Source organism: Caminibacter pacificus, assembly GCF_003752135.1.
GTDB classification, from domain to species: domain Bacteria; phylum Campylobacterota; class Campylobacteria; order Campylobacterales; family Nautiliaceae; genus Caminibacter; species Caminibacter pacificus.
The window spans coordinates 665,566-685,703 of record NZ_RJVK01000001.1 but is presented as its reverse complement, the minus strand read 5'-3'; the positions used below and the strand labels follow the sequence as shown (position 1 = coordinate 685,703).

The window sequence follows — 20,138 nt, the reverse complement described above, 5'->3', positions numbered from 1 at the left end:
ATATACCAAATCTTAATATTTTTTTAATTAAAAGTAAAAAAAACAATTTAATAACCTTGACATAAAATGACTAAACTTGATATAATTACAGCAACTAAAACTTTTAAGGAGGAGAATATGGAAAAATTATTCGAAAAATTAACTAATCAAATGATGGAAGCGATTGAAAGCGGGCTTAGTCTTGCACTTCATAATAAAAACCCTGAAGTACATCCTTTACATGTATTATGGGGGCTTTTAACAAATACGAATACCGTACTTAATCAAGCCCTAAATAAAATGGGTGTTGATAAAGTAGCTATCGAGCTTGAAGTAAAAAGTGCGGTTGACAGACTTCCGAAAGTCGATAATATTACAAAAGAATCAATCAGAATCGGAAGAGAGCTTATCCAAAGTCTTCAAAATGCGGAAGCTTTGGCAACAAGAATGGGAGATAAATTTATTGCCGTTGATACTTGGCTTATGGCAAACCTTGATATGTTTAAAGACACTCTTGGTAAATTCGTAGATTTAATGGAACTTAAAAAAACCCTTGAAGCAATAAGAGGGGATAAAAAAATCGAAAGCAAAAGTGCGGATGAAAATCTTGACGCACTTAACAAATACGGAATCGATTTGACTGAAAAAGCGAGAAAAGGTGAGCTTGATCCTGTAATCGGAAGAGATGAAGAGATTAACAGAATGACTCAGATTCTTATCAGAAAAACTAAAAACAATCCGATTTTACTTGGTGAACCGGGAGTTGGTAAAACAGCTCTTGTAGAAGGTTTAGCTCAAAGAATCGTTAAAAAAGAAGTACCGACAAGTCTTCAAAACAAAAAAATAGTAGCGCTTGATATGACGGCACTTATTGCGGGTGCGAAATATAGAGGTGAATTCGAAGACAGATTAAAAGCGGTAGTCGATGAAGTGAAAGCGAATCCTAACATTATATTATTTATCGACGAAATTCACACAATCGTAGGGGCGGGTGCGAGTGAAGGTAGTATGGATGCTGCAAATATCTTAAAACCTGCACTTGCAAGAGGAGAGCTTAGAACTATCGGTGCGACGACATTAAAAGAATATAGAAAATATTTCGAAAAAGACGCGGCGCTTCAAAGAAGATTCCAACCTGTAAAAGTTGACGAACCGAGTGTAAACGAAGCGATTAGAATCTTAAGAGGTCTTAGAGAAAGACTTGAAGCGCATCACCATGTATTGATTAAAGACGAAGCGATTGTCGCAGCTGTAAAACTTACTGACAGATACATTACGGATAGATTCTTGCCGGATAAAGCGATCGACGCGATTGACGAAGCGGCGGCTGAAATTAGAATGCAAATCGAAAGCGAGCCTTTTGAACTTGCAAAAATTAAAAGAGAAATCGAACAATTAATGGTTGAAAAAGAAGCACTTCAACTTGAACTTGAAAGTGCCGGAAATAAAGAAAAAATTCAAAAAAGAATAGAAGAAATCGAAAAAGAACTCGCAAATCTTGAAGAAGAGAAAAGAAAACTCGAAGCTAAATTCGAAGAAGAAAAAAGAGTTCTTAAAAAAATTGCCGAAATTAAAGAACAAATCGAAAAACTTAAAAACGAAGCGGAAATTGCAAAAAGAGAAGGTAATTTCCATAAAGCCGCAGAAATTGAATACGGCAAAATCGTAGAGCTTAGAAAAGAGCTTGAAGAATTAGAGAAAAAATGGGAAGAAATGCAAAAACAAGGTACGCTTCTTAAAAATGCGGTTGATGAAGAAGCGGTTGCCGATGTTGTAAGTAAATGGACAGGTATTCCTGTTAATAAAATGTTACAAAGCGAACTCGAAAAAATCTTACACATCGAAGACGAACTTAAAAAATGGGTTGTCGGACAAGACGAAGCTGTTGCGGCGGTCGCAAGAGCTATTAAAAGAAATAAAGCCGGACTTGGAGATCCGAACAGACCAATCGGTAGTTTTATGTTCTTAGGACCGACAGGGGTTGGTAAAACAGAAACCGCTAAAACATTGGCGAGATTCTTGTTTGACGATGAAAAAGCGCTTATCAGATTCGATATGTCAGAATATATGGATAAAATAAGCGTATCAAAACTTATCGGTGCGGCGCCTGGATATGTAGGATATGAAGAAGGAGGACAATTAACCGAAGCCGTTAGAAGAAAACCGTATAGCGTAATTCTATTCGACGAAATAGAAAAAGCACATCCGGATGTATTTAACATCCTATTGCAAGTACTTGATGACGGTAGACTTACAGATAATAAAGGTGTGACTGTTGACTTTAAAAACACAATTATTATCTTAACAAGTAATATTGCAAGCGATATTATTATGGAAATCAAAGACCCTAACGCAAGAAAAGAAGCGGTTTGGGCTGAGCTAAAAAGAAGAATGAAACCGGAATTCTTAAACAGACTTGATGAAGTGGTGGTATTTAATCCGCTTGGAAAAGAGCAAGTTAAACAAATTGTCGATATCTTGCTTAGAAAAATTAAAAGCAGACTTGCTGAAAGAGATATCGATCTTGAACTTACTGATAGAGCGAAAGATTTTATCGCGGAAGTCGGATTTGATCCGGTATTCGGTGCAAGACCTCTAAAAAGAGCGCTTGCTGAAGTGGTGGAAGATAAATTAGCGGAACTTATCCTTGAAGGTAAAGTAAAAGAAGGCGATAAAGTCGAATTCGACGTAGATGAAAATAACATTATCGTAAAAGTAAACGGAGTTGAAGTTGCAAGGGACCCTAAATAATCCCTTGCTTCTTTTTTTGTTATTAATTTATAGTATCAGACACTTATAGTAAAATTTTCTTATGAATTTTTGTTCATTTTATGGTAAAATTTTTAACCTTCGGCACTTTAACGGCACTTTAATGGGGTTAAATACAGATATTTAACTTTAATTTTACATTAATTTGACGATATTAAAAACGTAATTAAAGGAGTAGGTATGTATTTCGGTTTGTTTGGTATGCATTTGTTGTTTGTTATTAGTTGGGTGGTTTTTTTGCTTTTGCTGATTAAATCAATTCAAAACGACACTAAAGACAAAGTTATCTTTACGTTATTGTCACTTTTTTTTATGGTTGCGGTTTTAGGTGTGGGAACGAAAATGATGCTTTTAAATCCGAATGTTGCTAAAGTTGGTATTTGGCTTCATGTAAAGCTAAGTTTTGACATTTTGTTAATGATTGAAAACTTGGTTTTGGCTTTTGTAGTATTTAAGAAAAAAACTATATCTTCAAAAGCTCTTGAAATTATGTTTTGGTTAAGTTATTTGGTGTTTATGTTCATGGTGTATTTGAGTGTATTCAAACCGATGTAAAAGGAATAAAGGATGAATGAGCAAAAAATTGCTGAAAAACTAAAAGCGGGAAAAAGGCTTTCGAAGCTTGACGCTCCTAAGAAATTAATAAATAAAGAAAAAGTTTTGAGTGATAACGACTTTATCGTCTCTAAAACCGATACCAAAGGGTATATTATTTATTGTAATCGCATTTTTGTAGAGATGGCGGGATGGAGTAGGTTCGAGCTTATCGGTGCGAACCATAATATTATTCGTCATCCCGATATGCCGAAAATCGCCTTTAAGATTCTTTGGGATTTGATACAAAACAAACAAGAATTTTTCGGATTTGTAAAAAATCTAAGAAAAGACGGTGGTTTTTATTGGGTTTTTGCTTATATTACGCCGGATTTGGATTTGAACGGAAATATAGTGAGTTATACTTCTTTTAGAAAAAAACCTCCAAGAAAAGCAATTGAAGTTATGAGCGATATTTACAGACAGCTTGTAGAAGCTGAAAAAACGGGCGGAATTAGTGCAAGCTACGAACTTCTAAAAAAACTTCTTAACGCAAACGACGAAAATGTAATCGATAAATATCAAAAATTAGTTTTTGATTTACAAAAGGGATAAAAATGAACAGAGTAGTTATAACCGCAATTTTAGTGATAGTTGCCTCATATTTGGTATTTAAAGGAGAGTATATAGGTGCAATCGGAGCATTACTACCTCTTGTATTCGTATGGTGGCCAAAAAAAGAAGTAAAAAACGAAAATACGCTTGATAAAATACAAAATGTAGTTGAAAAAGCATATAACGGAGAAATTTATCACAGAATAATTTTGGATGACGATAAAACCAAAGAGGAAAAAATCGGATGGCATATTAACGAAATGCTTGACCAAATCGAAGATTTGCTTAGAGAATCGCAAAATACCATTAAAGCGATTATAGAGGGTAAAGATTACAGATATATTCTCCCAAGCGGACTTCACGGAGAATTTAGAAACGTGGCTTATGAATTCGAAAAAGCTATCGAATCTCTTAAAATTTCCAAAAAAGTTGAATTAATTGCGAATTTGGGTAAAAGATTTACCCAAATAGATGGTGGAGTTCCTGAAAATTTAAGAAGAGTGGGTGAGTCCATTTATAAAATCGACGACTCTTTTAAAGAAATTGCTTTGAAAGTTAAAAATTCTTCAAAACAGGCAGATGAGACATATTATATTATGCAAGAGAGTAAAAACGATTTTGAGGAATTAAGTCAAAAAGTAATGGAAACTTCCAGCGAAATAGAACAAATGGCTAGTCAGATTAGTTCAATTTCGGATATCGTTGAGCTTATTAAAGATATTGCCGACCAAACGAATCTTTTGGCTCTAAATGCCGCAATCGAAGCCGCAAGAGCGGGAGAACACGGAAGAGGGTTTGCGGTAGTTGCCGATAACGTAAGAGAACTTGCCGAAAAAACTCAAAAAGCTACCAATGAAATAGCTATTACGATTCAAACTCTTCAACAACAATTTATGAATATCAGCGATAATACTTCAAAAGTCGTGCAAATCAGTGAAAAATCTTATAAAACACTTGAAAATTTCGAAAATCTACTTAATATCTTGCAAAAAGAACTTTTAGATGTAAGTAATATTTCGGATATTAATACTTTAAAACTTATTTTTATTACTTTCAAACTTCATCATATTATTTACAAATCAAACGTCTATTCGTCCGTAACAAGAGAACATGTCGAAGATTTCTTGCTTGATATAAACGCCGAAAACTGTATGCTTGGAAAATGGCTTGAAGTACCAGAAATAAAAGAAATACTTATCAAAACAAAATATTATAGTAGGTTTAAAAAATACCATGAAGAAATACATAATATCGGACATGAAGTGTTGCTTAGAGTGAAAAAAGAGGGAGTGACAAGAGAAAATGAAGATTGGTATTACGATAAACTTGTAGAGCTTGAAAAATATGCTAAACTTCTATTCGAAGAATTCGAGAAATTTGTCGAAACTGCAAAAGAAGAAAAATTATTGGAACAAATTCTCGATGCAAGTAAAAAAATCCATATTTAAGGAGAAATATGCTAAGATTCGCTCCCTCTCCTACGGGTGATATGCACGTAGGGAATCTAAGAGTTGCCATATTTAACTACATAGTCGCCAGACAAAAAGGCGAAAAACTTTTAATCAGAATAGAAGATACGGACAAAGAGAGAAATATAGAAGGTAAAGATAAAGAAATTCTTGATATTTTAAATCTTTTCGGAATCAAATACGACCAAGTCGTTTATCAATCCTCAAACTTTCATATTCATCAGCAAATGGCAAAAAGACTTCTTGAAAACAAAAAAGCTTTTGTCTGTTTTTGTGATGAAGAAGAGCTTAATTTTCAAAGAGAAAAAGCCAAACTTGAAAAAAGACCTTACAGATATAGTGGAAAGTGTGAAAATCTGACAAAAGCTCAGGTAGAAGAGCTTATGAAGAAAAAAAAGCCGTTTGTTATTAGGATTAAAAAACCTGAAAATGATATTGAATTTAAAGACCTGATAAAAGGCGATATGAAATTTACCCCTTTTGAAGTCGATAGTTTTGTGATTTTAAGAGGAGATTATACTCCTACATACAATTTTGCGTGTGCTATTGACGATATGCTTTATGATATCTCTTTGGTTATTCGCGGAGAAGATCATCTAAGCAATACCCCAAAACAAATCCACATAAGAAATTCTTTAGGTTATGATAAAGAAATCAAATATGCTCATCTGCCTATAATTTTAAATGAAGAGGGTAAAAAACTTTCAAAAAGAGAAAATCACGCATCTGTAAAATGGCTTTTGGAAGAAGGGTATTTACCTGAAGCTATAGCGAATTATTTGATTTTACTTGGGAATAGTTTTGAACGTGAAGTTTTTACACTCGAAGAGGCGATAGAATTTTTCGATTTAACGAAAATTTCACGCTCACCTGCTAAATTCGATATTGAAAAACTAAAATTCTTAAATAAAGAACATATGAAAAGATTAAAAGAACTTCATAAAATTATCGGAGCTCATCCTTCTTATGAAAAACTTTTGGAAATTTTCAGAGACGAAAGCGATACTCTAAAAGAGATAAAAGAAAAATTTGATAAAATATTCAAACCGGCCGAAGACGATGAATTTAAAGAGCAAAGAGAAATTTTAAAAGAAGAGATTTTAAAAGGTGAGCTCGAAGAAAATTATGACGAATTTAAAAAACGTCTTATGAAAAATACGGGGCTTAAAGGTAAAAATCTGTTTATGCCTTTAAGAGAACTTTTAATAAACCAAAAACACGGAGCGGAGATAAAAGATTTGTATTCCGCAATGAAACCGTATTTAAAAGAAGTGATAAAAACAAGATAGAGGGGAGATATGAATACGATACTTATAAGCATTTTACAATTTATAAACGTGGTGATTGGCATTTACATTTGGGTTGTGATAATCGCTGCATTGATTACATGGGTACAGCCGAATCCGTTTAATCCTATCGTTAGGTTTTTATATTCGGTAACGGAGCCTGTGTATGCGTTTATCAGACGCTATATACCTACTACGTTCGGGGGATTTGATATTGCGCCTATTATTTTGATTTTGGCTCTTCAATTTTTACAAATTTTAATAAATAACATAATAGCGTCGCTTTATTAATGAAAAAGTTATTATTTTTAATCCCTCTTTTTCTTTTGGCTTACGATGTTAATCTAACAAATCTTCTCGTAAAACCAAAAAGTTATGTCAGGGACTTTTATTTAACAGAGTTTATGAAAGAGACGAACAGCTCCTCGCTTGCTTTTAAAGCTTATCACGCTTTATACAAAAAAAGAATGAAACACCTAAAAATTCTTTCTAAATTCGACTTTTTCAAACCTATGTATCAATGTGTCAATCCTTCGATAAATGATATAAAAAATATTAATATCGCTTGTATTTTAGATAACGGGCTTTGGCTAAGCAGTATGGCAAAACTCTCTCCTGAGGATTTGAGTTATCTATATTCGAAGTTGCCTGAGGGAAAAGAAAAAGAAGCGGTTTGGGCTTTTTTGAATCATAACTATTCTAAAATTTTTAAAAATAGAGACTTAGGGTATTATTTTATTTTGAATTATCCAAATAAAGTAATTGACCAAGAAATAAACGATTTTTCACCTTTTTACGATAAATATTTTCATCTTTTCGTAAAAAGTGCAGTAAAGCACGATTTGCCGAAAATTCAAATTTCTCTAAACAAAATTCCGTATAAACGTTTCTGTGACAAAACCAAATGGTGGCTTTTTATTAACGCTTTGAGTTTGGGAGATGAAAAAAGAGCTGTTAAGATTTTGAAATCCGTAGAGAAGAAAAAAAGCAAACACTTTTTTTGGCTTTGGCGTCTAACTAAAAAAGATAAATATTTAGATAAACTTTTGAATAACCCCAGAGTCGATTTTTATACCTTATATGCTCACGAAGAGAAAAACATTCCTTTTGATATAAGGCACAAAGTAGTTTATGATACGATAAAAAATCCAAAATACATCCAAACCGATCCTTGGGACGTTTTGAAGTTTTGGGATGAGTTTAGAAAAAGAAGAGATTTGTATAAATTCGCAAAAGAGCTTGATAGTCAAAAAAGCGAAGCTTTAAAAGCGTTGGTGCTTGATAAAGCTCATCATTTTAGAGTCAATTATTTCATAACACCTAAAATGTATAGTGACCAAAACAAAAGTTTTCAAGCGTTCGTTTATGCTATCGCAAGACAAGAGAGTAGATTTATTCCGGCAAGCGTTAGCAGTAGTTATGCTCTTGGAACGATGCAGATAATGCCGTTTTTGGTAAGAGCGATGAAAGGTGACGTTTTTGGGCAGTTCGATTATAATCAAAACGTACGTCTTGGAGTAAAACATCTCAAATGGCTGTTTTCAAAGCTCCATAATCCTTTAATGGTAGCTTATGCGTATAACGGAGGAATCGGATTTGTAAAAAGAAGAGTAATTCCGGTATTTAAATACAAAGGTAAATACGAGCCGTTTTTAAGTATGGAAAAGGTACTTTTTGACGAAAGTAGGGAATACGGGAAAAAAGTATTGGCTAATTATGTGATTTATTCTTATATTTTCGGAGAAAAAAACGTAACTCTTCACGAGCTTTTAGGGAAGACTAAAAAGTAAAGTTTACGTCTCCCCAATGTTTTGAGTCGTATTCGATTTTAAAAGGTGCCGACGTATTTGTCTCTACTAAATAATATTTCATCCAGCTGTTATAAAAAGGAAAATGTTTATATAGTACGAATTTAGGGATATTTTGAGAGATTTTCGAAGGTTTTTCTCCGTTGATAGTCAAATTGAATTCGTCGTTGTTTAATGTGTTGTCGAAATTGTTATATACACCTACTAAAAATGTTGGATTTTTGAACTTATCTTGGTATAATGGATTTAGATATACGACGTCGATTAACGCTTTTGTTTCCAATGAATTTAAAATTTGTCCGCGCTGTGTGTAGCGTAGGGTTTTTTCGTAAAGCGGGTCTTGTTTAAAAGCCGTTTTTATACTACAAGCGGTAAGTAATACCATAAACGGCAAAAGTAAAAATGCGAATTTTTTCATTAAAGCCCTTTTTTAAGTAATTATATCAAATAAAGGTAAAAGATGAAGTTTAACGTAATCGGAATAGGGGATTATAAAGGCAGATGTATTTATGATGAAGCGGAAGACGCTTTGATGATTGACGATGAGGTTGTTGTCGATTTTAAGAAAAAATACAAAGACTATCTAAGATATACGAAATTTTTGATAAATAATCCTTGGGGTAGAGAGTGGATAAGCTTTCAATTTATTCCGAGCAAAAAAAGCGTATTACAAAGGCCTTTTGCAATAATTACGGCTCATAATCCGAAAAATTTGATTCTTAACGATTTTTTGAATTTTATAAAAAATACCGAGCTTGAGGGTGTAATTAAGACGCTCGGATATGAATATATGACAAGTATCGGCGAGCTTTTCGATTATAAAGAAGAGTCTTTTATAATTTATGATATTGATAAGGACGAGGCTATTAGAATTGCAAATATGTTCGACCAAGATTCTATTTTTTATAACAGCGGAAGTGAAATTACTATTACAAAATGTGAAACGAAAGAGGATATTTTAAAATATAATTACGAAGTTCATTTTAAAGGAGCGTAATGAGCGAAGATTATAAAGACAGAAAATTAACGCCTGCCGAAAAAGCCGGAGTAACGGCCGCGCTTTTGATGTTTTTCGGAGTTGGGATGATAATGGGCGGAAGTGCTGCGGGAAATAACGGGCTTTTTTGGAGTGGCACCGGTATTTTTGCGGTAGGTAGCGCTATTGCTTTATATCTGCTTTTTAAATATAAACCGAAGGATGAGGGAGATTTTTAGTTGTATAAAATGCGGGGATTTTTCTTTTGAAATCATATGTAAAAATTGTCAAAAAAAATTCCTTACTTCCTCTTTTTATGAAGAAGACGGAATAGTCAGTTTTTACGATTATTATGCTATTGAGGATTTTATAAAATACAAGTATCATAAATTCGGAAGTTTCGTTTATAAAATCCTTGCAAAGAATTCGTTTAATGTTTTTGCCAAAAAGTTCGAGTTAAAAAGAAATTTTTTTGCAATTCCTATCGATGATAAAATCGAAAAAGGTTTCTCTCACACCGCTATTTTAGCAAATGCCTTAAAACCCGCCTTTAAACCGCTTTTTTCAACACTACACGCAAAAAACGAAGTAAAATATGCCGGTAAAAGCTTGGAATTCAGACTCAAAAACCCAAGAGACTTTATATATAAAGGCAAACAAAACATAAGCGTAGTTTTGGTCGATGACGTTGTAACTACCGGTATGACGATAAACGAAGCAAAAGAGATTTTAAGTAAAAACGGGGTGGATGTGGCTTTTAGTTTGGTTTTGTCGAATTTGAAAGCTTAATTTGGTATAATCTACCTTAAAAACTTCCAAAAAAAAGGATATTAATGCAAGTTATTCCGGTTAAGATTGAAGAGACGTTAGCGAAAAGTTATCTTGAATATTCAATGAGTGTAATTGTGGGAAGAGCGCTTCCCGATGTAAGAGACGGACTAAAACCCGTTCACAGAAGAATTTTATATGCTATGTATAAAATGGGTATCACTTCAAGCAGCGCTTATAAAAAGAGTGCGAGAATCGTCGGGGATGTTATAGGTAAATATCACCCTCACGGAGATAGTGCGGTTTATGAAGCGCTTGTCAGAATGGCGCAGGATTTTTCAATGAGAATGCCGCTAATCGACGGGCAAGGAAACTTCGGTAGTATCGACGGCGACAACGCGGCGGCGATGAGATATACGGAAGCCAGACTTACAAAAATAGCCGAAGAACTTTTAAAAGATATCGATAAAGATACGGTCGATTTCGTACCGAACTACGACGGGACTGAAAAAGAGCCGGTCGTACTACCAGCGAGATTTCCGAATCTTCTTGTAAACGGAAGTAGTGGTATTGCCGTAGGGATGGCGACAAACATTCCTCCGCACAACTTAACGGAGCTACTTGATGCGTTGATTTATATGATTGACAACAAAGAAGCGACTCTTGATGATATTTTGCAATTCGTAAAAGGTCCTGATTTTCCGACAGGCGGTATAATTTTCGGAAGAAGCGGAATAATCGAAGCTTATAAAACCGGAAGAGGAAGTATAAAAATAAGAGCAAAACACCATATCGAACATAGAGGAAACAGAGAAATTATCGTAATAGACGAGCTTCCTTATCAAGTTAATAAAGCGAAGCTTATCGAAAAAATAAGCGACCTTGTTAAAGATAAAATTGTTGAAGGTATCAGCGAAATTAGAGACGAGAGTGATAGAGAAGGTATCAGGGTTGTAATAGAGCTGAAAAAAGATGCGATGAGCGAAATAGTACTCAATAACCTATACAAACACACTCAAATGCAAGTAAGTTTCGGTATCAATATGCTTGCGATTATCGACAAAGAGCCTAAACTTTTCAATTTAATGGAGATTTTAAATACGTTTATCAAATTCAGAAAAACCGTAGTTATCAGAAGAACGATTTACGAACTTGAAGAGGCTAAAAGAAGAGCTCATATTTTAGAAGGGTTGTTAATCGCTCTTGCGAATATTGATGAGGTTGTAGAGATTATTAAAAAATCGGCCGATGCTAAAGAAGCAAAAGCAAAACTAATGGATAGATTCTCGCTATCTGAAGTGCAAGCTCAAGCTATTCTTGATATGAAACTAAGCCGCTTGACTTCACTCGAAACTGAAAAACTTCAAAAAGAGTATGACGAATTAATGGAAAAAATTGCATATTTGACGTCAATTTTAAAAGAAGAGAGCGTACTAAACGGCGTAATTAAAGAAGAGTTTATCGAAATTAAAAACAAATATCATTCTGATAGACTCACTGAAATAGAAGACGACTATGACGCGATAGATATCGAAGATTTGATTCCGAATGAAGATATGGTCGTAACAATTACTCACAGAGGGTATGTAAAAAGAGTGCCTCTCAAAACTTACGAAAGACAAAATAGAGGCGGAAAAGGTAAAAAAGCCCTTACTACGTATGAAGACGACTTTATCGAAGATTTTTATATTGCAAAAGCTCACGATACGCTTATGATTATTACGGATAAAGGTCAGCTTCATTGGCTAAAAGTTTATAAAATTCCTGAAGGTAGCAGAACGAGCAAGGGTAAAGCGATTGTGAATCTTATTAATCTTGATAAAGATGAAAAAATCCAAACAATTATTAAAACGAGTGATTTTGATGAAAACAAATCTTTAGCGTTTTTCACTAAAAACGGAGTTGTAAAAAGAACGAATTTAAGTGAATTTAAAAATATAAGAAGTACGGGAGTTAGAGCTATTACTATCGATGAAAACGACGAACTCGTAACGGCTAAAATCGTAAAACCTGAAGATAAAGAGCTCTTTATCGTAACAAAAAAAGGTATGGCGATAAGATTTCCTGTGGATACCGTAAGAGAGATGGGAAGAAGTGCAAGAGGTGTTAGAGGTATTACGTTTAAGATAGAAGGTGACGAGGTTGTAGGAGCGTTGAGTTTAAGAGATGAAAATCAAGAAATATTAACTGTTAGCGAAAAAGGTTTCGGGAAAAGAACCGAAGCTAACGCATATCGTCTCACCAATAGAGGCGGTAAAGGTGTAATAGCTATGAAACTTACCAATAAAACGGGTGATTTGGTAGGTGTTGTGGCTACTGAAAAAGATCATGATTTAATGCTTTTGACAAGCAAAGGAAAGATGATAAGAACTGCGATTGAGAGTATCAGCAAAACTGGTAAAAACACTCAAGGTGTCAGAATAGTAAAACTTGATAGTGACGATAAAGTTGTAAGCGTCGCAAAAACTCCTTCTGAAAAATCTCTTGAAGAATCGGAGCTTCCTTTAGAAAACGATTAAGTTTTCCTCTCCTTTTTCCGATATAAAAGAAAAAGGAGTTGGAATGAATAAAATCTATAAAATAGCAGGGATGCTAAGCGGGACTATGTTACTTGCGGGGTGTTGTTGTATGCAGCCTCAAAGCCAATGTAATAGCTGCAACGATACAAAACCTAATCCTATAAATTATCAAGCGGTAAATAATCAGGTGATTCCTCAGTACGAATTACCACAAAAACCTCAAACTCCAAAAGTTGAAAAGAAACTTTCCGGGGCGTGTGTTATTACCAATATTCCCGGACTTCAAAAAAATTGTGTCTTAAGAGTAGAAGCGGTGGGTGTAGGTGTGGCACCGGCAGAAGGCATGGAATCTACGGCGCAAGCTATGGCGATGGCAAGAAGAGCCGCGATTTTGGAAGCGTATAAGGCTCTTGCCGAAAAATTGTACGGAATCAAAATCAACGGACGTGAGACTCTTAAAAATATGATGTTGCAAAACGAATCTCTTAGAGCATATATCCAAGGCGTGATAAGAGGTGCTAATATAGAAGAGGAATCTTATAACAATGGAATGTATAAGGTTGTTATGAGTTTGAAAGTAAATGTTAAAGAATGGAATAAATACCTTGAAGAGAATCCTCCTTATTCTCTTAGCAGTATCTAGTTTTGCAAGAGATTATTATATCTCTTTTGATTTCGTCTCGAAAAACGGGCAATTAAGAGCGGAGCATTTCAACTGCTCCGAAGCTCTTTTTAATACCGATTCTTCAAAAAAACTTTTTTTGATTCTTCCTTTACATAAAGATATCAAATCTACCTGTTTGCGATATAAAGATGAAATAATTTCAAAACTTTTAAAAAAAGAGATAGTAATTTCCGGTAGTGACGATTTTTCTTCAAAAATCAAGATGAAAACCAAACTCGTCTTTTTGCCTCAAAGATTTGATATTATTATAAAAGGTGATGAAGTATATTTTTATATAAAGGAAGAGGAGTGAAAATAGCTATTGTCGAAGACGATATAAATATGAGAAAATCGTTATCTCTTGCACTAAAAAGCGAAGGATATGACGTAATTGAATTTAGAAACGCCGTAGATGCTTTGAAAAAACTCGATGAGAGTGTCGATTTGGTAATTACGGATATAACTATGCCTAAAATGGACGGTATCGATTTTGTTAAAGAGTTAAACGGAAAATACGAAGTGATTATGATTACGGGAAATGCCACTTTAAATAGAGCTATTGAAGCTTTGAGGCTTGGGGTTAAGGACTTTTTGACGAAACCTTTTGAAATAGAAGATTTGCTGGGAGCTATTAAAAGAAACGTTATTGTTAAGGAAAAAACGAAAACGAAAAATAAAAACGTAAAACACAAATTCGTCGCAAATGACGAAAATACTAAAAAAGTTCTTGAAATGGCGAAAAAAGTGGCTCCGACAAATGCAAACGTTATGCTTCTTGGTGAAAGCGGAGTGGGGAAAGAGGAATTTGCAAAGTTTATTCATGAAAACAGCGGGAAAAAAGGAAAGTTTATTGCGATAAATATGAGCGCGATTCCCGAAAACTTGATTGAAAGCGAGCTTTTCGGGTATGTTAAAGGGGCTTTTACCGATGCGACGAGTGATAAAAAAGGACTTTTCGAATTAGCGGAAGATGGAACTTTGTTTTTGGATGAGATTGCCGAAATGCCTTATAATTTGCAAGCTAAACTTTTGAGGGTGTTGCAAGAGAGGGAATTTTATCCTTTAGGAGCTACTAAGCCGAAGAAATTAAACGTAAGAATAATAAGTGCGACCAATCAAGATATCGATAAGTTAATCAAAGAAAACAAATTCAGAGAGGATTTGTATTATAGATTAAATACTATACCGATTAAAATTCCTCCACTAAGAGAGAGAAAAGACGATATAATTCCAATTGCAAAAGAGATACTCAAAAAAACTATAAAAGAGTACTCTTTGGAAGATAAGAAATTTAGCGATGAAGCTATTGAGAGATTGCTTGAATACGATTGGCCCGGAAATATCAGAGAATTAATAAACGTTGTAGAGAGGGCTGCGATTTTGAGCGAAGGAAACTTGATAAAAAAAGAGGATTTATATATTTAAAGGAGTGCGAATGTATAACGTAGCTATTGCCGGTGCTACCGGAGCTGTAGGTGAAGAGCTGTTAAGAATTTTGGAAGAGAGAAATTTTCCGGTTAAAAAATTAGTGCCTCTTGCAAGCGCAAGAAGTGTGGGAAGAGAAGTTGAATTTAAAGGCGAGGTTTTAAAAGTAAAAGAGCTAACTTGCGATGTCTTTAAAGAAGAAGAAATCGATATCGCATTTTTCAGTGCGGGCGGAAGCGTTAGTGCGAAATTTGCTCCTTGTGCGGCTGAAGCCGGTGCCGTTGTTATTGATAATACTAGCTATTTCAGAATGGACCCGGACGTACCTTTGGTGGTACCTGAAGTGAATCCGGAAGATATTGCGCTATGGAATAAAAAAGGGATTATTGCAAATCCGAATTGTTCAACAATTCAAATGGTAATCTCACTTGCTCCGCTTCATAAAGAGTTCGGAATTAAAAGAGTGGATGTTGCGACTTATCAAGCGGTAAGCGGTGCGGGTAAAAAAGGTATGGAAGAGCTTTTTGAGCAAATGAGAGCTCTATTTAATTTCAAACTTGATAAAAAAGTGGAAGAAAGAGAAGTTTTCCAACACCAAATCGCTCTTAACGTAATTCCGCATATCGATAAATTTATGGACGGAGGCTGGACTAAAGAAGAGCTTAAAATGGTAAACGAAACCAAAAAAATTATGCACGCCGATATTCAAGTGGCTCCGACATGTGTGAGAGTACCCGTACTTAGAAGTCACAGCGAAGCTATTACGATTTATTGTGAAAAAGATGTTGATGTCGATAGAGCAAGAGAAGTGTTAGCGAATTTCGAAGATGTAAAAGTTATCGACAATCCTGAAAAAAACGAATATCCTATGCCGATAATCGCAACGGATACGGATTATGTTTATGTCGGTAGAATCAGAAAAGATTTGTATGACCCTAAAGTGTTGCATTTCTTTAACGTTGCCGATCAAATCAGAGTCGGTGCTGCGACAAATGCTGTTAGAATTGCTGAAAAATGGATTGAAATGGAGGGGAAATAATGGAACATACAAGTAATAATCATGAGAGAAACGAAGGGTTTTTATTAAAAAATCACGACCACAAAAGAGGAATTATCGAAGCTATTTTTGAAGCGAGTTTGTGGAAGAGTAGATTAATCGCGATTCTTGCGGTTATTTTCGGAATGATAGGTGCGGTTTCTTTGTTTTTGATTGCAAGTGCGGATGTTTGGCATATGGCTGTTATCACGTATAAATATTTCTTTATGCATTATCACCCTGAAAACTTCCACGAAGAGTTGATAGGCGGAATTATCGGGGCTGTGGATTTATATTTGATAGCCGTTGTGCTTTTAATCTTTTCATTCGGTATTTACGAGCTGTTTATTAGTGAAATCGATGATGCGGAAAATAGCGAAATCGGAGCGAAAATCCTTGCAATTCACAGTCTTGACGAGTTAAAAGACAAACTCGGAAAAGTCGTTGTAATGGTATTGATCGTTAGTTTCTTTAAAAAAGTTATTCATATGGATTTCAATACTCCGTTATCGATGCTTTATCTTGCGGGAAGTATTTTAGCGCTTGCGCTTGCTCTTTATTTTATGCATAAAGGCGAACATTAATTTAAAGGATACGGATGAAATATATTTTCGGCCCCGTTGCTTCCAGACGCTTTGGTATGAGTCTGGGAGTCGACCTCTCTCCTGACAAAAAAAGATGCAATTTCGATTGTATTTATTGTGAGCTTGAGCCTGAAAAACTTGTCGATTTTTATGATAATCCGCCAGAAGTTGAAGAGATAATGGAGGATATTAAAAAAGCTGTAAAGAGGTATGATTTTGATTTTTTAACAATTACGAGCAACGGCGAGCCGACTTTGTATCCATATTTAAGCGAGCTTATCGATGAGATAGATAAAATCAAACAATTTAAAACGCTTATTTTGAGTAATTCATCGACGATAAATAAAAAAGAGATACAAGAAGCTCTTAAAAAACTTGATATCGTAAAACTTTCTCTTGATGCGGTCACACCGTCTATTTTTAAAAAAATAGACAGACCTCACAAAAGTATAAAAATCGAAGATATAATCGAAGGAATAAAAAATTTTAGAAAAATTTACGATAAAGAGCTTATTATCGAGATTTTGGTTGTCAAAGGTATTAACGACAAAGAGGACGAGTTTAAAAAATTAAACGACGTATTAAAAGATATCAATCCGGATAGAGTGGATATTTCTACAATAGACAGACCTCCGGCTTATAATGTGGAGGGTGTGAGTACCGATAGATTGTTTGAGCTGTCGAAATATATAGAAAATCAAAATATTTTTATTCCGACAAGAGAAAAATTGGATTTTAAAATTGAAAATTTGACAAAAGAAGAGCTTTTAACGACTCTAAAAAAAAGACCTTTTAGCGAGAGTGACGTAAAAAATATTTTTGACGAGCATACTCAAAGAATATTTAACGATTTATTAAAAGAGAATTTGATTGAAGAAGTGTGGGTTGGGGGAATAAAATTTTATAAGGCGTACGTATGAGGGAACTTCTTAATTTAATAAGAGTTTTAATATCTGTGGATGTGGGAATAGTGGTGTTTTGTTATTTGGAAGATAATCAAATATGGCTATATAATACGCAAATAGCTTTTTTTGCCACTTCATTAATCGTTCTTGGTAGTTTTATCGGGTATTCTAATATGGTAAGACGCCAAATAGAAAACGGAAACGTCGGAGAAGACATACTCAAAAAATATGACGATCAGTTTGATTTGTATGATGAAGAAGATGAAATTAAAGAAAAAGAGCTTGAAAAATATAAGAAAAAAAAGTTAAAATGGTACGAAGCGCTTTTGTTTTCATTTAAAGGCGGGTTTAATCTTATAAGAATTTTAGGTTATGTTGCCCTAATAGCCGGATTTTTATGGTTGAAAAATGTAGGGATATTTGATACTATGAGCTTTTTATTCGGAGTTAGTGTCGTACCTGCTGTAAGCTTGGTATATCTTTTTATAACCTCAAGAAAATATAAATCTCGACAATAACCTCTTTTTCTCTTAACCGATAAATTTTTAGTAGTTGTTAAAGGTAAAACATGGGAAAAGTATTTTATTGTATATGTAGAAATTCGGAGTCAGAGGTATATCATATTTTTATTTGTAAATTAAATTTGCTTACGAAGAAATGTTATTTTGTAGATACGACTTCAATTTGTAAAGAATACATACTTTCTAGTGACCATTATTGCGTAATAGATTGTATGAATGCTAAAGAAGCAAGAGAAGAGTGTGCTATTTTAGCGAATAAAGGTGAAAAACTTTGTCCTGAGTGTGTTTCTAATTTGTATAGATAATTTAGGTTTGTTTATTGACATCCCCTCAACTTTTGTTATATAATAATTAAAAGAAAATTAAATCAAAAGTTTTTAAGGAGGGGATGATGGCAAGAATCTACGGAAGAGTGGAATCAGTAGAGGATATCAGAAGAATTAATTGTATTATTAGAGACGAAATGTTAAACGTAAAAGAAGCGGCGGAACTTACCGACCTTAAAAAAAGAAGTGATTATTTATGTACTCTCACTTATTCTCCTTTTTGGCAAAAAAAATTCGGTGATAAAATAGAAGAATTAAGAAATGTAGCTTTGGAAGAAAACAGAGTAACTGTAAAAACTGCAAACTACGTAGCAAAATATAAAAACTTCGATAGAAGCTATGAACCTTGGAAAAGCGAAATCAATATCGAAGACGAACTCAAAAAAATTCCTGAAAAAATCGTCGAAGAACTTACTAATTCACTATTTAGCTTGAAACTCGGCGTAGATATTTTAGAAGAGCTTAGAAAAGAATTCTGTGATATTAGAAAAGGTATGGTTTTATGCGAAAATGTCGAATGTTTGGATAAATTAAAAAAAGCTGTCGATATTTTATCTACATTGCCTTATCTTGAGAGTTTCGAAGAACATTTTGACGAAGGAGTTTTAGCAGCTATCGATAAACTTATAAATGCCGAAAAAGAAAGAAGTGTGGAACTTGCGAATATCGTAGCGGAAGTAAACGGATGGGATAGATTTTACGAATCAATCAGCGACCAAGATTTCGAAACTACGGCTGAGGATTATTTGGCTAAACTCCTTGAAGAAGAAGAAAAAGCAAGTACATACGTTCCGACAGAGCTCAGATATAAAGGCGGCGCTAAAGTATTGTGGCTTGTATACTATCATCCTGGTAAAAAAAGAGAGTATGCAAAAAGATTATATTTCCCTGCCGATGCGTTTGATTTGAGAGTGGAAGGGCCTGGCGAATTTAAAAACAGATTTGGAAATAAAGTATACGGCGTAAAAATTACATATAAAATGACAATAAGACCGACAACAATCCACGTAAGAGGTCATGAAATTCACTTGCCACAAAGAGTGGTAACTAAAACAAAAGTGGTACCGATTCCTCAAATCGCACAAAATGTAAGAATAGTAGAAGAAAAACCGAGCTCAGCGATGGATATCGCCTAAGCCTCGGTGCTTAGGTGTGCAAAATAAGCACTGAAAAACGTATAGTAAGTAAGAATCGTAGTAATTCCCACTAAAATAGGAATAATGATAAGCCCTAAATTCGGATTGTTAACAATTGCCGGGAAAATTACAAAAAGATAAGTAAAACCGATAAGCGTGTAAATAACCGAAATGATGATACTCCAAACCAAATAGATTACGAAATATTTTAGATTAAACGTATTTATCCAATATTTGAAATCAATTAAAGAAGATATCATACTCAAAAACGCTCCTCTAAATGTTTCTTGAGATAGAGCTTCTCCGAATTTTCCTAAGAATACATAAGAATAAAACATCAAATAGATAGAATAAAATCCTAAAAGTATTTGTGTTAAAACCGGAGAATTTTCTACTGAAACGATTATTTGATGAGGATCGGCGATAATATACATTGTGTTAGTGAATTGTAAAATAAGAACGAAAAACATAATCCAAAACGTCAAAATAATCAAAAGAGCGACCAAAATACCGCTGGCAGTTGGAATGAAATGAAATAAAAACGTAGAAAAAGAGTTTCTTTTTAGGTTGTCAAAATAGCTTTCGATATCTTTTGAGCGAGTGACTAAAAAAATTAAAAATGCTCCGATACTCAGATAAATTAGCTTTTCAAACAAAAACGCTACAATGCTGATTACCGGAAAAGCTTCGATAACGGTTAGAATCGAGACGGTTAAAATTACAAGCAGAAGTTTTTTCCACTCCGCAATTGTTGTAAATGTGTACTTAAAAACTTCTCTCATTTATATCCTTTTTGTAAAATTCTATCAAAAAAGGTC

Annotated in this window: 21 protein-coding genes; 19 read left to right on the top strand and 2 right to left on the bottom strand. The window is 34.1% G+C overall.

All coding sequences use genetic code 11. The features are described from left to right. The first annotated feature begins 117 nt into the window (after positions 1-117). The 7 genes from EDC58_RS10305 (at position 118) to EDC58_RS03535 (ending at position 8,442) form a co-directional block, all read left to right on the top strand. Positions 118-2,730, top strand: a complete 2,613-nt coding sequence (locus tag EDC58_RS10305; RefSeq protein ID WP_123352126.1) for an ATP-dependent Clp protease ATP-binding subunit — start codon at positions 118-120, stop codon at positions 2,728-2,730. 198 nt (positions 2,731-2,928) lie between these two features. After that, positions 2,929-3,303 carry a hypothetical protein gene (locus EDC58_RS03560; protein WP_123352125.1) on the top strand — a complete coding sequence of 125 codons (375 nt, stop codon included), beginning with the start codon at positions 2,929-2,931 and terminating at the stop codon, positions 3,301-3,303. A 12-nt stretch (positions 3,304-3,315) separates the two neighbouring features. Beyond that, positions 3,316-3,897, top strand: coding sequence for a PAS domain-containing protein (locus tag EDC58_RS03555; protein WP_123352124.1), 582 nt, complete (start codon positions 3,316-3,318; stop codon positions 3,895-3,897). Between the two features lie 2 nt (positions 3,898-3,899). Next, positions 3,900-5,345, top strand: coding sequence for a methyl-accepting chemotaxis protein (locus EDC58_RS10380; protein WP_123352123.1), 1,446 nt, complete (start codon positions 3,900-3,902; stop codon positions 5,343-5,345). Positions 5,346-5,353: 8 nt separating this feature from the next. Continuing rightward, entirely contained in the window at positions 5,354-6,655 is a 1,302-nt protein-coding gene (gltX, locus tag EDC58_RS03545) for a glutamate--tRNA ligase (protein ID WP_123352122.1), read from the top strand. Positions 6,656-6,664: 9 nt separating this feature from the next. Then, positions 6,665-6,943: a YggT family protein gene (locus EDC58_RS03540; RefSeq protein ID WP_123352121.1), complete on the top strand. Its 279-nt coding sequence runs from the start codon at positions 6,665-6,667 to the stop codon at positions 6,941-6,943. Further along, entirely contained in the window at positions 6,943-8,442 is a 1,500-nt protein-coding gene (locus EDC58_RS03535) for a lytic transglycosylase domain-containing protein (RefSeq protein WP_123352120.1), read from the top strand. Before EDC58_RS03540 ends, EDC58_RS03535 begins: the two co-directional genes overlap by 1 nt. Here EDC58_RS03535 and EDC58_RS03530 read toward each other — a convergent pair. Further along, complete coding sequence (locus EDC58_RS03530; RefSeq protein WP_123352119.1) at positions 8,432-8,878, bottom strand: hypothetical protein; 447 nt, start codon at positions 8,876-8,878, stop codon at positions 8,432-8,434. The two genes, EDC58_RS03535 and EDC58_RS03530, sit on opposite strands and share 11 nt — an antisense overlap. Before the next feature lie 42 nt (positions 8,879-8,920). Between EDC58_RS03530 and EDC58_RS03525 the strand changes: the two genes are divergently transcribed. From EDC58_RS03525 to EDC58_RS03465, 12 genes are all read left to right on the top strand, one after another. Continuing rightward, positions 8,921-9,457 (top strand): DUF3293 domain-containing protein, encoded by a 537-nt coding sequence (locus tag EDC58_RS03525; RefSeq protein ID WP_123352118.1) that lies wholly within the window; start codon positions 8,921-8,923, stop codon positions 9,455-9,457. Next, positions 9,457-9,675 (top strand): hypothetical protein, encoded by a 219-nt coding sequence (locus tag EDC58_RS03520; RefSeq protein WP_123352117.1) that lies wholly within the window; start codon positions 9,457-9,459, stop codon positions 9,673-9,675. The genes EDC58_RS03525 and EDC58_RS03520 overlap by 1 nt, the downstream gene beginning before the upstream one ends. After that, the gene (locus EDC58_RS03515; RefSeq protein ID WP_123352116.1) at positions 9,659-10,225 is read left to right on the top strand and encodes a ComF family protein; all 567 of its coding nucleotides are present in this window, start codon (positions 9,659-9,661) and stop codon (positions 10,223-10,225) included. The genes EDC58_RS03520 and EDC58_RS03515 overlap by 17 nt, the downstream gene beginning before the upstream one ends. Positions 10,226-10,269: 44 nt before the next feature. Next, entirely contained in the window at positions 10,270-12,723 is a 2,454-nt protein-coding gene (gyrA, locus tag EDC58_RS03510; protein WP_123352115.1) for a DNA gyrase subunit A, read from the top strand. Between the two features lie 43 nt (positions 12,724-12,766). Then, positions 12,767-13,366, top strand: a complete 600-nt coding sequence (locus EDC58_RS03505; RefSeq protein WP_123352114.1) for an LPP20 family lipoprotein — start codon at positions 12,767-12,769, stop codon at positions 13,364-13,366. Continuing rightward, positions 13,329-13,700, top strand: coding sequence for a hypothetical protein (locus tag EDC58_RS03500; RefSeq protein WP_123352113.1), 372 nt, complete (start codon positions 13,329-13,331; stop codon positions 13,698-13,700). Before EDC58_RS03505 ends, EDC58_RS03500 begins: the two co-directional genes overlap by 38 nt. Beyond that, on the top strand, positions 13,697-14,812 hold the full coding sequence (locus tag EDC58_RS03495) for a sigma-54-dependent transcriptional regulator (protein ID WP_123352112.1): 1,116 nt from the start codon (positions 13,697-13,699) through the stop codon (positions 14,810-14,812). The genes EDC58_RS03500 and EDC58_RS03495 overlap by 4 nt, the downstream gene beginning before the upstream one ends. A 10-nt stretch (positions 14,813-14,822) precedes the next feature. Next, on the top strand, positions 14,823-15,851 hold the full coding sequence (locus EDC58_RS03490; RefSeq protein ID WP_211325217.1) for an aspartate-semialdehyde dehydrogenase: 1,029 nt from the start codon (positions 14,823-14,825) through the stop codon (positions 15,849-15,851). Beyond that, positions 15,851-16,432 (top strand): YqhA family protein, encoded by a 582-nt coding sequence (locus EDC58_RS03485; RefSeq protein ID WP_123352110.1) that lies wholly within the window; start codon positions 15,851-15,853, stop codon positions 16,430-16,432. Before EDC58_RS03490 ends, EDC58_RS03485 begins: the two co-directional genes overlap by 1 nt. 14 nt (positions 16,433-16,446) lie before the next feature. Beyond that, positions 16,447-17,352 (top strand): radical SAM protein, encoded by a 906-nt coding sequence (locus EDC58_RS03480; protein WP_123352109.1) that lies wholly within the window; start codon positions 16,447-16,449, stop codon positions 17,350-17,352. Next, positions 17,349-17,855: a hypothetical protein gene (locus EDC58_RS03475; RefSeq protein WP_123352108.1), complete on the top strand. Its 507-nt coding sequence runs from the start codon at positions 17,349-17,351 to the stop codon at positions 17,853-17,855. Before EDC58_RS03480 ends, EDC58_RS03475 begins: the two co-directional genes overlap by 4 nt. A 394-nt stretch (positions 17,856-18,249) precedes the next feature. Beyond that, positions 18,250-19,320 carry a hypothetical protein gene (locus EDC58_RS03465; RefSeq protein ID WP_123352106.1) on the top strand — a complete coding sequence of 357 codons (1,071 nt, stop codon included), beginning with the start codon at positions 18,250-18,252 and terminating at the stop codon, positions 19,318-19,320. On the opposite strand, the gene EDC58_RS03460 is transcribed toward EDC58_RS03465, so the two are convergent. Then, positions 19,317-20,102: a hypothetical protein gene (locus tag EDC58_RS03460; protein WP_123352105.1), complete on the bottom strand. Its 786-nt coding sequence runs from the start codon at positions 20,100-20,102 to the stop codon at positions 19,317-19,319. The two genes, EDC58_RS03465 and EDC58_RS03460, sit on opposite strands and share 4 nt — an antisense overlap. Between the last annotated feature and the right edge of the window lie 36 nt (positions 20,103-20,138).